The organism is Collinsella sp. LCP19S3_A6 (genome assembly GCF_052122015.1).
Classification (GTDB): Bacteria; Actinomycetota; Coriobacteriia; order Coriobacteriales; family Coriobacteriaceae; genus Collinsella.
On the sequence record NZ_JBQKDD010000005.1, the window covers coordinates 101,479 to 114,508 of the forward strand.

12 protein-coding genes are annotated in these 13,030 nt (G+C 62.3%); all 12 read right to left on the reverse strand.

What is annotated here, in order from left to right; all coding sequences use genetic code 11:
* Positions 1–7: 7 nt before the first annotated feature.
* Positions 8–925 (reverse strand): signal recognition particle-docking protein FtsY, encoded by a 918-nt coding sequence (ftsY, locus tag ACTQVX_RS04825; protein ID WP_271807278.1) that lies wholly within the window; start codon positions 923–925, stop codon positions 8–10.
* Positions 925–4,461: a chromosome segregation protein SMC gene (smc, locus tag ACTQVX_RS04830; RefSeq protein ID WP_441560397.1), complete on the reverse strand. Its 3,537-nt coding sequence runs from the start codon at positions 4,459–4,461 to the stop codon at positions 925–927. The genes ftsY and smc overlap by 1 nt, the downstream gene beginning before the upstream one ends.
* Positions 4,462–4,471: 10 nt before the next feature.
* The gene (rnc, locus tag ACTQVX_RS04835) at positions 4,472–5,197 is read right to left on the reverse strand and encodes a ribonuclease III (protein ID WP_441560399.1); all 726 of its coding nucleotides are present in this window, start codon (positions 5,195–5,197) and stop codon (positions 4,472–4,474) included.
* 3 nt (positions 5,198–5,200) lie between these two features.
* Positions 5,201–5,443, reverse strand: a complete 243-nt coding sequence (locus ACTQVX_RS04840) for an acyl carrier protein (protein ID WP_441540863.1) — start codon at positions 5,441–5,443, stop codon at positions 5,201–5,203.
* 117 nt (positions 5,444–5,560) lie between these two features.
* Complete coding sequence (gene plsX, locus ACTQVX_RS04845) at positions 5,561–6,577, reverse strand: phosphate acyltransferase PlsX (protein ID WP_441547281.1); 1,017 nt, start codon at positions 6,575–6,577, stop codon at positions 5,561–5,563.
* 88 nt (positions 6,578–6,665) lie between these two features.
* Positions 6,666–6,845 (reverse strand): 50S ribosomal protein L32, encoded by a 180-nt coding sequence (gene rpmF, locus ACTQVX_RS04850; RefSeq protein WP_022094017.1) that lies wholly within the window; start codon positions 6,843–6,845, stop codon positions 6,666–6,668.
* 64 nt (positions 6,846–6,909) lie between these two features.
* Positions 6,910–7,464, reverse strand: coding sequence for a YceD family protein (locus ACTQVX_RS04855; protein WP_441560400.1), 555 nt, complete (start codon positions 7,462–7,464; stop codon positions 6,910–6,912).
* A complete protein-coding gene (locus tag ACTQVX_RS04860) occupies positions 7,464–7,961 on the reverse strand; it encodes an ATPase (RefSeq protein ID WP_154515443.1) in 498 nt (165 codons plus the stop codon). The genes ACTQVX_RS04855 and ACTQVX_RS04860 overlap by 1 nt, the downstream gene beginning before the upstream one ends.
* Positions 7,962–8,029: 68 nt before the next feature.
* Positions 8,030–8,527: a pantetheine-phosphate adenylyltransferase gene (coaD, locus tag ACTQVX_RS04865; RefSeq protein ID WP_154515440.1), complete on the reverse strand. Its 498-nt coding sequence runs from the start codon at positions 8,525–8,527 to the stop codon at positions 8,030–8,032.
* Positions 8,520–9,164, reverse strand: coding sequence for a 16S rRNA (guanine(966)-N(2))-methyltransferase RsmD (gene rsmD / locus ACTQVX_RS04870; RefSeq protein ID WP_441554517.1), 645 nt, complete (start codon positions 9,162–9,164; stop codon positions 8,520–8,522). The genes coaD and rsmD overlap by 8 nt, the downstream gene beginning before the upstream one ends.
* Entirely contained in the window at positions 9,161–11,338 is a 2,178-nt protein-coding gene (gene recG, locus ACTQVX_RS04875; RefSeq protein ID WP_441560402.1) for an ATP-dependent DNA helicase RecG, read from the reverse strand. The genes rsmD and recG overlap by 4 nt, the downstream gene beginning before the upstream one ends.
* A 10-nt stretch (positions 11,339–11,348) precedes the next feature.
* Positions 11,349–13,010, reverse strand: a complete 1,662-nt coding sequence (locus tag ACTQVX_RS04880; RefSeq protein ID WP_441560404.1) for a DAK2 domain-containing protein — start codon at positions 13,008–13,010, stop codon at positions 11,349–11,351.
* Positions 13,011–13,030 lie beyond the last annotated feature (20 nt).

Consider the following 13,030-nt stretch of genomic DNA (forward strand, 5'->3'; position numbering starts at 1 on the left):
TCACTCCTTAGTTGGACTCGCCCACCAGGGCGCGGCAGAAATCTTTGGCATTAAACTCCTGCAGGTCATCGACCTGCTCGCCCACGCCCACGCGCAGAATTGGGAGCTTGAGCTTCTCGGCCACGGCCATGGCGATACCGCCCTTTGCCGTGCCGTCGAGCTTAGTCATGATAATACCGTCCAGACCCAGCGCCTCATTAAACTCGAGCGCCTGGTTCAGGCCGTTTTGGCCCGTCGCGGCATCGATCACGAGGACGACCGAGACGGGCATGGGGCCGGCGGCCATATTGGCGGCGCGCTTACGCGTCACGTTGACCACCTTGGCAAGCTCGCGCATGAGCTCGGGGCTCGTGTGCAGACGACCGGCGGTGTCGATGAGCACCAGGTCGCTGCCGCGCTTATCGGCCTCGTCGAGCACGTCGTAGCAAACGCTTGCCGGGTCTGAGCCGCGGTCGCGCTTTATGACGGGGACGCCGGCGCGCTGGCCCCACACATCGAGCTGTTCGATGGCGGCAGCGCGGAAGGTATCGGCCGAGCCGATCACGACGTTCTTGCCACGGGCAGCCATGGCGCTCGCGATCTTGCCGACCGTAGTGGTCTTGCCGGCACCGTTGATGCCCACAAACAGAACGCAGCTCGGCGTGTCGGCGAACGGATCGCGCTCGACGGGTACAAAATGCTGCTCGAGCTGCTCGGCCAGGGCCCGACGGAGTTGCGGGGCGGTCTTGAGGTTCTTCTTGGCCGCGGCATCGCGCAGGTCGTCGGAGACCTGGATGGCGACCTCGGCACCCATGTCACCCATGACGAGGGTGTCCTCTAGGTCCTCCCAAAAATCCTCGTCGACCTCGCCGCCAAAGTAAAAGACCTCGTTGAGGGCCTCGCGGCTGCGCTCAAGTCCGCGCGAGAGAGCATCGAAGAATCCCATTATGCATTCACGACCTTTCCGGTTTCGCGATCGAGTTTTTGCGAGACGACGCGACTGACGCCGTCAGCTTGCATCGAGACGCCGTAGAGGACGTCAGCGTCCTCCATAGTACGGCGCTGATGCGAGATAACCAAGAGCTGCGTATCGGATCGCAGCACGTCGAGCGCGCCGATGAGCTTGGACAGGTTGGCGTCATCGAGCGCCGCCTCGACCTCGTCCAGCACATAGAACGGCACCGTACGCGTGCGATACACGGCAAAGAGCAGGGCAAGCGCCGTCAGGCTCTTCTCGCCGCCCGACATGAGCATCATCTTGGTGATACGCTTGCCGCGCGGCTGCGCCACGACCTCGATGCCCGTCTCGGCCGGGTGCTCGGGGTCGGTCATCTCCAGATGTGCCTGGCCACCCGGGAACAGCATGGCGAAGATCTCGCGGAAGTTCGCATCGACCTTCTCGAAGGTCACCAGGAAGGCTTTACGCATCTTGCGGTCGATGGCCATGGTAATCTTGGTGAGCGCCTTGCGCGCGCTCTCCAGATCGGCCAGCTGCTCCTCGATGTAATCGGCGCGGCGCTTGAGCTGCTCGTACTCCTCCATGGCAACCTGGTTCACAGGGCCCAGGTTGTTGATCTGGCGCACGAGCTGGTTGAGCTCGCGCTCGGCGGCGTCGCGATCGGTGGGAGCAGGAAGCATGAGCGCTTCCTCGAGCACGGTGGTGCCATCGGCGGTAATGGCCTTGATGGCCGCCTCTACCTGCACCTCGAGCTTGCCGCGCGCGACCTTGAACTCGTTTTGTGTCGCTGTGGCGGCATCGACCCGCTCCTTGGCGCGGGAGACCTCGGCCTTGGCATCCTCGATGGTTTTCTTGAGCGAAGCCGAGTCTGCCTCCTCGAGTGAGGCCTGGTCACGCAGGCGCGCGGCCCAATCAGATGCACGCTCCAGCAGGGCCGAATAGCGCTCGTGCATGGGATCGACACGCAGGCGCAGCAGCTCGAGCGAGCGCGAAGCCTGACGTGTTCCGCGGATACGGCGGTCAATGCCCTCCAGGCGATGCTCCAGATCGGGCACGCGGCCCTTCAGCGAACGCAGGCGCTCGCTCGTCTGGGCCAGGCGCACCTTGGCGTCGGCGAGCTTACCGGCTGCCTCGGAATCGTCACGGCGCACGCGATCGAGCTCGTCGTTGGCTTCGGCAATCTGGAGACCCAGGTCGCTTGCCTGCGCACGGGCCTCGTCGCGCGAACGGGTGAGCTCGTCAACGCGCGGGCGCGCGGCGCGAACGGCCTCGGCCGCCTGCTCGCGGCGCCTGGAGATGCGCGCACGCTCGACCTCGGCGTTGTTGGCGCTTTGCTCCAGGCGGCCAATCTCGGAGAGCAGCGAGCGGCGCTCGCCCTCAAGACGGGCGATCTCGCCGGCGGCATCACCCTCGGCGGCACGCGCCTCCTCGACGGCCGCATTGGCCTCGATAACCTGGTTCGACACATGCTCAAAAACGGCAGCCAAATCGGGCTCCAGGCCTTCGAGCTCGCGAATGCGGCGCTTCCGCTCCAGGGCACCCGAGGCCTCGCCGGCATCGAGCCCCACGCGCACCAGGCCACCAAAGCTCACGCGAGCGCCATCGGGCGTCACATAGGTCACACCGTCAACGACTGGTGCCGCCAGCGCACAAGGCAAGTCATCGACCACGTAATAGCCGCCGAGCAGTGCCTCGACAATCGGGCCATAACCGGCACGCACGGACAGGCGATCAACCAGACGCGAACCGGCAGCGCCCTCGGCAGCAGCAGAGCCGCTCACACCACGCGCCACCAGCAGTGCCTCGCCCGAGGCCTTCTTTTGGTCCAAAGCCGCACGACCGGCACGCTCAAGCGTGGCGGCGTCATCAAACAACAGGGCATCGATATCGCCGGCAAGCAGCTGCTCGACCAGGCCCTCAAGCTCACGCGGCGCCTCGAGCACGTCGCCCAGACGGCCCGTTACGTCATCGCCCAATGCCCCTACCAGACGGCTCACCAACGGCGAGCTATCGGCCATACGGGCATCGAGCTTCTTTTGGCTCGCAAGCTCAGAGCGCACCTCGGACAGCTTGTTGCGCGACTCGCTCTCACGGGCGCGCAAGTCCTTCAACGCCGCACGGGCGACCTCGGTGGCCTGGCGCGCATCGGCCTGGGCTTGGCGAGCCTGATCGAGCGCGCCGTCGAGCTCCTCGGCGCGGTCGCGACGACTCTCGAGCGAGGCCGTGACCTCCTCGAGCTGCTCGTCAATCTGCTCCAGGCGCGAGGCGTACATGTTGTCCTCGACCTCGGCATTGCTCAGCGAGTCTTTCACCTTGGCAAGCTCGAGCGCAGCCTTGTCGGCCACGCGCTGCACATCGCGTTGCTCGCGCGTAAGCTGCGAAATCTGATGGTCGAGCGCAACACGGCGCTCGTGGAGCTCGGCAGCGGCAGGGCCGGCGGCGTCAACGTCGTCCTGGGCCTGCATGTGCGCACCGGTCACTTCCTCTAGCTGGGCACGTGCATCCTCGAGCTCCTCGACCACGCGACGACGCTGATGCTCGGAGCTCGAAATCTGGCCGCGCATATCGGACAGGCGCGACACCATATTGTGGCCCTTTTCCTCGAGCAGGCGCATATCGGAGTTAATACGGCCGACCACATCTTGCATATGACGGCGCTGCTCGCCCAAGTCACCCACAAACAGGCCCTTTTCCTCGAGCATCACCTGGAGCTTCTCGAGCTCGCGCTCCTTTTCGCCCAAGCGGTACTGCGCAAGCTCCAGCTCGGCGGCACCCTCTTTGGAACGGCTCTCCAGATCGTTCCACTGCGACTGCAGCGAACGAAGCTCGTCAACGGCCAACATCTGCGTAAGCTCGTTCGCGCGCGAGGACAGCTCTTTGTACTTGCGCGCGCGATCGACCTGACGCTCCAACGGTCGCAGCTGACGGGCAATCTCCTTATTGATGTCGCGGGCACGAGTAAGGTGCTCGTCCATCGACTTAATCTTTTTGAGCGCACGCTCCTTGCGGCGCTTGTGCTTGGAAATGCCGGCAGCCTCCTCGATAAGGACGCGGCGCTCCTCGGGACGGCTCTGCAAAATGGCATCGAGCTTGCCCTGGCTGATAATGGAATGCGTATCCTTACCCAAGCCTGAATCGTGCAAAATGTCCTGGATATCCATCAGGCGGCACGGACTCGAATTGATGAGGTATTCGCTCTCGCCCGAACGATACATGCGGCGGGTGATGGCAACCTCATCAAAGTCGACAGGCAGCACATGGTCCGAGTTATCGAGCACCAGCGTGACCTCGGCAACGCCCACCGGCTTGCGCGCCGACGAGCCCGAGAAGATGACGTCCTCCATGGCCTGGCCGCGCAGTTGCTTGGCGCTCTGCTCACCCAGTACCCACAGAATCGAATCGGAGATATTCGATTTTCCCGAGCCGTTAGGACCGACGATGACGGTCAGGCCCGGCTCAAACGTCATATGGGCGCGGTCGGCAAACGACTTGAACCCTTTGAGCGTAAGGGACTTGAGATACACGGTTCCTCGCTTAAACGGGCTTCTTGTTGAGAATCACACCGTTGGTGGTGTAACCCATGCGGTCGAGCGCCTCGAGTGCAGCGGCTCCCTCGGCCTCTTTCTTAGAGGCGCCGGTGCCGCGGCCCTGACGGATACCGTCGACAAGCACCACGGCGGTAAAGGTGGGCGCATGTGCCGGGCCCTCGGAGCCTACCAGCTTGTATGCCGGGGGCTCGTGACCGTCTGCCTGCACGCACTCCTGCAAGAACGACTTGGGGTTCGCGGGGTGCTCGGCACGCTCGGAGGCCAAATGGGGCTTAAGCGTGCGGTGGATGAACTCCGCCGCCGCATCCCAGCCGGCATCGAGGTACAACGCACCCACGAGCGACTCATAGACGTTCTCGAGCGCCGAGTTAAGGCCGCGCGCGCCGGTACCGGTCTCGGAGGCGCCAAAGATGATGATGTCGTCGATGCCCAGCTCGTGCGAAACCTCGGACAGCGTGGCACCCGAAACAAGCGATACCTTCAGACGCGTGAGCTTGCCTTCATCGAACTCGGGATAAGACTCAAAGAGCGAACGGGCAACCACGGCGCCCAGAATGGAGTCACCCAAAAACTCAAGCCGCTCATAGCTGGCAGAGACCGGCTGCCCCTCTACTGCCGAGGGGTGGGTGAGCGCCGCGCGTAGCAGCACCTTGTTATTAAACTCATAGCCCAGGATTTCCTGAGCGCGCGTGAGTCGTTGAGATAAAGCCAAGACCTAGGCCTCCCTGGCGTTTTCGATAGCGTCGACGGCGTCGGCAACGGAGGTGAGCGACAACAGGGTCTCGTCATCGATCTCGAGGTCAAACTCGTCCTCGATGGCCGTCACCAGCTGCAGGCGCTCGAGCGAATTGGCATCGAGGTCGTCAAAAGTTGTCTCATCACTGATCTCGGCAACGTCAACGCCCAGCACGTCGGCAGCGATCTCGGCGATCTTGTCAAAGATTTCGGAGCGATCCATAGCGCATCCTCTCATAAGTCGTGGAATACAATGTGTCACGCGGGCGGAAGCCGCATTGCAGCACGGCTCCGATTCTACCCCACGATGCATAGCTTGAGCCACGTAACGGAGCTCTTGCTAAACGATACCTTCCATGGAATTGGCAATGCTTTCGATAAGCCCGGCTCGAACGGCCTGAGCCGCGGCGAGCGTACCGTTCTTAACGGCTTCGGCCGACGTGGCGCCATGGCCAATCAAAACGACGCCGCGAAGGCCCAGCAGGATCGCGCCGCCCTTGGCATCGCCCGAGAGCTTGGCTTTAATCTGGCGCATCTGCTTTTTGATGAGCAGCGCGGCGATCTTGGTACCGAGCGAAGACATAAAGGCGCCCTTGAGCTCTTGCAGCAAAAACTTGGCAGCACCCTCGGTTGCCTTGAGCGCAATATTGCCCGACATGCCGTCGGCGACCACAACGTCAAAATTGCCCGACGTAAGATCGGTGCCCTCGCAGTTGCCCACAAAACCGGGGACCGCGGCTTTCATAGCCGGGAAGCACGCCTTGGTAAAGTTAGAACCCTTCTCGTCCTCGGTGCCGTTGCCAAGCAGGCCCACACGCGGATGTTCGATGCCCAGGACCACGCGGGCATAGGCTGCACCCATCTGGGCAAAGCGAACCATGTCGTCGACCTCGACATCGGGGTTGGCCCCCATGTCACACAGTACCGTAAGGCCACCGGCGCGGTTGGGCAGCGCATTGGTGAGGCATGGGCGCACCGGCTGCTTCTTACCCTCTACCAAATATCTAAACGGCGTCACGTAGGCGGTGGCGGCAGCCGTCATGGCGCCGGTCGACCCCGCGGAGAAAAACGCGTCCGCGTTGCCCTTCTTAATAGCACGGCAGGCAAGCACGATCGAAGACTTACGCTTGGTCATCACGGCGCGGATGGGATCGTCGTCCATGGCGATGACATCGGGGGCCTCCAGAGCCTCCACGCGCGCGTGCGCCGCGGCAAAGGGGTTGACGATATCGGCGGGGCCAACAGCAATGACCTCGATATCGGGATCGGCGGCAAGTGCGGCCTCAATACCGTCGAGGACAACTTGGGGCTTCTCGTCTCCGCCCACAACGTCTACACAAACGCGAACGTTACTCATTTCAAGTGCTCCTTATACAAAAATGGCCGACTCATTGAGCCGGCCATTGTGGTTCCAGTTGGAACGGCATCGTATCCAGAGTATACCGTTACTCGGTAACGATAACCTCGCGGTCCTTGTAGAAACCGCAGCTGGGGCACACGTGGTGCGGGAGCTTGACAGCGCCGCAACGGGGGCACGTGGACTGAGCCGCAGCCGAGATCTTCATGTTGGCGGAACGACGGGTATGGGTGCGGATACGACCCTGCTTTTGTTTAGGTACGGGCATAGTGACCTTCCTTATGAACTATCCAGTGTGGCGATTACGCGCAAGTAGCGATACTACCACATTTTTACTCATCAAGATTGAGATTCTTCAATGCTGCAAATGGATTTTCCGTGGCAGCGGCCCATTCGGCCTCGGCCTGGGCGGCGCAATCGCATTGCTCGACGTTGAGATTGATGCCGCAGGTGGGGCACAGGCCGCGGCAATCGGGCTTGCAGAGCACCACAAACGGCGTGTCCATGACAACGGCGTCGTTAATGGGCTCCCCCAGATCGACAATGCGGTCCTCGCCCAAAAGCTCGTAACCGTCCTCGTAGGCCTCGGGATCCTCGGGCTCCTCAAAGAGGTAGAACTCCTCGATCTCGCCGGCGATATCAAACGAGGCGAGCTCAAGGCAGCGGTCGCATTCGCCGGTGACGTGCGCTCGAACCATGCCGGAGAGCAGAACACCGGTGCCCGCATTGGTAAAAACCACGTCGTAAGCAATGCCGTCCTGCAGCCGGTACTCCTTCTCGCCCACCGTGTAGGTGGCGACATCGACCTTGCCGGTCAGCGGATACGAGTCTCCGGGAAACTCGAGCTGCTCGGAAAGATCGACGGTAACGCTCGGGAACTCAGCCATTACCACTGACCGTTCTGCTGGGCGGCACCCTCGTTGAGCTGCTGACGGCAACGGGTAACGGTGCCGGTCAGGCTCTTGAGGTTCTCCTCGAGGTGCGTAAAGACCTGCTCGGCATAATCCTCGGCCGCATAGCGCGTCTCGCGCTCGTACTGCTGGGCACGATCACGGATATCGTCGGCCTGCTGCTGCGCCAAGCGGACGATCTCCTGCTCACCGGCAATGGTGAGTGCCTGCTGCTGAGCATCGGCAATGATGGAATCGGCCTGAGCGGCGGCGGAAGCCATAAGCTCGTCGCGTTCCTTGAGGATGCGACGGGACTTCTGCCACTCCTCGGGATAGCTCATACGGATCTCGTCAAGGATGTTAAAGAAGACGTCGGCATCGATAACCTTCATCTGGGCATTCTTGCCGAACGGCGTCTTAGCCTCTTCGATGAGCCCCTCGAGCTCCTCGACAAGGCTCACGATCCTGTCGCCAGGAAAATTCTCGCCCGGCATCCGGTCTCCTTTCATAGGTAACATGTCATCGTGTTAGTTTACCACATGCCATCAGGCAATATGAAACGTCACGAAAAGCGATGTTTAAGCGCTTCGACCACATTGGGCGGCACAAACGTCGACACATCGCTTCCAAGCGATGCGATCTGACGGACCACCGAGCTCGAGATATAGCCGTACTGCGGCGCACTCATGACAAAAATGGACTCAAGCTCGTTGTCCAGGCGATAGTTGAGGTCCGCCTGCTGCAGCTCGTACTCAAAGTCGGTCATGGCGCGCAGGCCCTTGACCACAGCACCCGCACCCTGCTCACGGGCAAAATCGACCAACAGGCCGGTAAAGGGCAGTACCTCGACACCGTCAATATCGCCCAGGGCCTCGCGGGCCAACGCCACGCGCTCATCGAGCATAAAGGTGGTGCCCACGCCGTTTTTGCCCTGCGACTCCGCCACGGCAACAATCACGCTGGGAAAAATGCGGCGGGCGCGGCGGATTACATCGATGTGACCAAACGTGATGGGGTCAAACGTACCCGGAACGATCACGCGGTTGATAGTGTCATTCATGGGTATCCTCCAAAGCCACGTCCTCGTCAATATCGCTGTCATTAGCATGGTCGCACTCGTCCGCGGCCACCCAGCGCAGCAAGTCAACCGAGGTAATGCCGTAGCGTTTCTCTCGCACGGTCTCAAAACCAGCCGGATGAGCGCCCGCGTCGCTTGCGGCATGCTCAAACAGGGCAAAGGCCCCTGGTGCCAGCAAGCCCTGCTGGGCAAGATTGCGCAGCAGCTCCTCGACCGGCTCGGCACCAAAGGCATAGGGTGGATCGAGCAGGACCAGATCAAAGGGGCCGCCCGGAACACGGCCGCGCGAGGCGCTCGCCAACACATCGCCGGTAACGACGCGCCAACGCGAGCGGTCGCGACACAGCGACTCGATATTCTTAGTGATCAGTCGGGCGGCATTGCGATCGATCTCGAACGTGATGAGCGAGCGAGCGCCGCGCGAGAGCATCTCGATTCCCAGGGCACCGGAGCCGCCAAAGGCATCCAGCACGCGGACCTCGTCCAGATCGAAATCGAATGCCGACATGACCATGGACGCACATGCCTCGCGCACGCGGTCGGTCGTGGGACGGGTGACATCGCGCCCACGCGGCTCTTCGATCTTGCGGCCGCGCCATTCACCGCCGATGATTCTCATCCTCCGCTGACCTCCTTGAAGATATGTCGATAGCGCGTGGCGACCGCATCGCGCAAGGGACGCGTCGCCACGGAGTCAAGGTTGCAAGCATACCGCAAGAGCTCGACCGCGTCCAAATGGGCCCATTCGATAAGATCCTCGTCGGCATCCAGGTCCACAAAACGCAGGGTCACACCGCCATGTTGGCGATAACCCAAGATTTCGCCCTCGTGGCGCAAACGCAGGTCCATCTGCGCAAGTGCAAAACCGTCAGAGGTCTTTTCGAGCGCCCGCAGGCGGTCTTGCGCAGCAGACACACCGCCATTGCCCTTGGAATGCGTCATGACCAGGCACGTGCCCGACACGCTGCCGCGGCCCACGCGGCCTCTAAGCTGATGCAGGGCCGCCAAGCCAAAGCGCTCGCCGTTCTCGATAACCATGACGGTGGCGTTAGGTACGTCGACGCCCACCTCGACCACCGTAGTCGAGACGAGCACGTCGATCTCGCCGCGCTTAAAGGCGTCGATCACGCGGTCCTTCTCCCCCGCCGGCATGCGGCCGTGAAGACGCTCGACGGAAAGCCCCGGCAATGCCAGACGCAGGCGGTCGAGCTCGGTCGCGGTGTCGTGCAACGGCACGGGCACCGTCACGCGACCTTCATCGTCGCGAGCAATGCCGGGAACGTCTTCCAAATCGTCCGCGGAGTCACTCGGCTCCACAAGCGGGCAGATAACGTAAGCCTGCTGTCCTTGGGCATGCGCCTCGCGAATGGCACCGTAGGCCAGGTCGCGGCACGACTCGGTGAGCACGCGCGTCGAGACGCCGGCCCCTGGAACGGGGCGATGACGAATGATGGACGTGTCCAGGTCGCCATAGACCGAGAGCGCCAGTGTGCGCGGAATAGGCGTGGCCGTCATAACGAGCAAGTCCGCACCTGGGCCTTTGGCACGCAGGGCATTGCGCTGCCCCACGCCAAACCGGTGCTGCTCGTCGATAACGACGAGTGAAAGATGTTTAAACGTTACGTTATCCGAAAGGACCGCATGGGTACCAAAGAGCACATCGAGCTCACCAGACTGCAGCTGTGCATGGATGCGCTCGCGCTCGGCGGCCGGGGTAGCACCCGTCAGGAGCGCCCAGGACATACCGGCCTGCGAGAGCAAAGGGCCGGTCTTATCGGCATATTGACGCGCCAGCACGCCCGTGGGTGCCATGACGCAGGACTGGGTACCCGAATCGGCCGCGACTGCCAGCGCGCAGGCGGCGACGGCGGTCTTGCCGGTACCGACATCGCCCAGCAGCAAGCGGTTCATCACGTGGTCGCCATCGCACATGTCATGCAGGATGTCTTGGAACGCGGCCTCCTGCTCGTCGCTCAGCGAAAACGGCAGGGCCCGCCTAAGCGCCGTCAAATGATCACCCGCGGTATGGGTGTAGGGAACCACCTCGACCATACCGCCGTCGTTGCGCAGACGAAGCGCCAGCTGAAGATAGAGGCATTCCTCATAGGCAAGCCGTGCGCGCGCGATATCGCGCTCGGCCATACTCGAGGGAAAGTGAATCGAACGCAGCGCACGGGCGCTGCTCATAAGGCGGCGCTTGGCGCGCAGGGGCGCGGGAATCGGGTCGAAGGGATTGCCGACAATCTCGAGCGCGCCGCTCACGATACGGCGCATCCAAGCCTGGCTCACACCGTCGCTCACATAGTGAACCGGCAGGATGGTGCCCGCGGCACGCCCGTCCTCGAGCTTTTCGAAATGCGGCGAGGCCATCTGCTTAAAGCCGTAGGCAAATTCGACCTTACCCATCACGGCCAGGCGGTCGCCCTGCTTGAGCTGCTGGGCAATCCAGGGCTGGCGGAAAAAAGCGACTTGCAGCACGCCCGTCTCGTCCACAAGCGAGACCTCGGTAACCTGCATACGCGGGCGGGGCTGCTTTTGAACGATACGATCGACCGTGGCGACGATCGTGCACACCGTACCGATAGGCGCCATCTCGATGGACCAGGAGCGTGTAAAGTCCAGATATCGATGAGGGATATGGAGAAGGAGGTCCCCCACCGTCCTAATTCCCAGACGGCGAAGGGCCTCCTCACGTTTACCCGAAACATATTTGAGTCGCGCGATATCCTCGTCGAGCGCATTGCTCTGGGCAAAGCGCTCCGAGACGCGCGGCACGGAGCACAGCTCGGACATGGGCAGATGCCTACTCGATCGAGAAGATCACGGGATAGAGCGGCTGCTCGCCACGATGGGCGTCAATCTCCAGGTCGGGCTGAGCCTCCTCGATGGCATCGACGATCTCCTGGAAGGCCTCATCGGACAGCTCCTCGCCGGCCAGAATCGTCAGCGCGTCGCCCTCCTCTTCCTCCTGCATGCGGTTGATGCAGTCGAGCGTTACCTGCTTCACATCGGAGCCGACCACGTCGATGGAGCCGGCAATGATACCCATGACGTCACCGGAGTGAATCGGCGAGCCGTCAGAGGCGCTGGAATCGCGCACGGCACGGGTGACCTCGCCATCGCGAACCTCGCTGATGGCATCGACCATGGCGGCGACGGCGTCCTCGAGCTCGGAATCGGGCAGCACCGCGAACAGAGCGGAGAACGCCTGCGGAACGGTCTTGGTGGGAACCACGGCGACCTTTTTGTCGGTGCAGGCAGAAGCAGCAGCCTCGGCAGCCATACGGATATTGCCGTTATTGGGCAGGATGATGACCGAAGTCGCGTTGACCTGGTCCACCGCGCCCAGCAGGTCGGCGGTCGAGGGGTTCATGGTCTGGCCACCCGAAACGACCACGTCGACGCCGAGGGACTTGAGGATGTCGGCCTCACCGGAACCGGCGGCAACGGCGACAAAACCCAGGGCCTTGGCGGGCTCGGCGGCCTTTTCCTGGTCCTCGTGGATCTTAGCGGTACGGTCGTGGGCCTCCATCTCCATGTTGTGGATAAAGACCTCGTAGATCTGGCCAAGCTGCAACATGTGCTCGAGCACCAGGTTGGGGGTGTTGGAGTGCACGTGGATCTTGTAGTCGGGGTAGGCGCCCACGAGCAGCTCGCAGTCGCCCATGGAACCCAGGAACTTAAGGCACTCGTCCTCGTCAAACGGGGCGTCGGCCTTAAAGAGGAACTCGTTGCAGTAGCGGAACTCCGAGCCCTCCCAGTCGTCGTTGGCCTCGATCTCGACGCGACCGAGGGCCGCATCGCGGGCAGAGCCAGCGGAATCAAACGTGGTGGAAAAATCCTCGACAACGGTGCTGCGGCCCAGAGCAGCGGCAACGAAGTTTTCCAGGAAGATGGCGAAGCCAAAGGCGCCGGAGTCGACCACGCCGTTCTCCTTCAGAACGGGCAGCAGGTCGGGCGTGCGAGCCACAGACTGGTAGGCCTCGACGACGATGGCGTCGAGCGCGTCTTCGGCCGAGAACTTCTTCTTCTCGCACTCGTCGGCCTTGGTCGAGACGTCGCGCAGGACCGTAAGAATCGTGCCCTCGATGGGCTTGCGGACGGCCTGGAAGGCGACCTTGACGGCGCGACGGAAAGCATGCGCGATGTCGGCAGACGTGATGGGCTCATCGGCAGAGACGAGGCCCTCGGCCACGCCGCGCAGGATCTGCGAGGTGATAACGCCGGAGTTGCCGCGGGCGCCCATGAGGGAGCCGTGGGTGATGGCGCCGGCGATGGCCTCCATATCGGCATCGGCGGGAAGGGCGGAAAGCTCCTTGGTCACCGAGGCGAGCGTGAGCGACATGTTGGTGCCGGTGTCGCCGTCGGGCACGGGAAAGACGTTGAGTTTATTGATCTCCTCGGCCTTGTCGGAAACGGCAGCCGCAGCGATCGGAAAACAGGTGCGAATGGTCTTTACAATCATGAGTATTTGAATCTCCGTTT

Excerpts from the sequence above, each read along its gene's own strand:
- ftsY (WP_271807278.1), bottom strand. The coding sequence starts at position 925 with ATGGGATTCTTCGATGCTCTCTCGCGCGGACTTGAGCGCAGCCGCGAG.
- ACTQVX_RS04840 (WP_441540863.1), bottom strand. The coding sequence starts at position 5,443 with ATGGATCGCTCCGAAATCTTTGACAAGATCGCCGAGATCGCTGCCGAC.
- plsX (WP_441547281.1), bottom strand. The coding sequence starts at position 6,577 with ATGAGTAACGTTCGCGTTTGTGTAGACGTTGTGGGCGGAGACGAGAAG.
- rpmF (WP_022094017.1), bottom strand. The coding sequence starts at position 6,845 with ATGCCCGTACCTAAACAAAAGCAGGGTCGTATCCGCACCCATACCCGT.
- ACTQVX_RS04855 (WP_441560400.1), bottom strand. The coding sequence starts at position 7,464 with ATGGCTGAGTTCCCGAGCGTTACCGTCGATCTTTCCGAGCAGCTCGAG.
- ACTQVX_RS04860 (WP_154515443.1), bottom strand. The coding sequence starts at position 7,961 with ATGCCGGGCGAGAATTTTCCTGGCGACAGGATCGTGAGCCTTGTCGAG.
- coaD (WP_154515440.1), bottom strand. The coding sequence starts at position 8,527 with ATGAATGACACTATCAACCGCGTGATCGTTCCGGGTACGTTTGACCCC.
- rsmD (WP_441554517.1), bottom strand. The coding sequence starts at position 9,164 with ATGAGAATCATCGGCGGTGAATGGCGCGGCCGCAAGATCGAAGAGCCG.
- recG (WP_441560402.1), bottom strand. The coding sequence starts at position 11,338 with ATGTCCGAGCTGTGCTCCGTGCCGCGCGTCTCGGAGCGCTTTGCCCAG.
- ACTQVX_RS04880 (WP_441560404.1), bottom strand. The coding sequence starts at position 13,010 with ATGATTGTAAAGACCATTCGCACCTGTTTTCCGATCGCTGCGGCTGCC.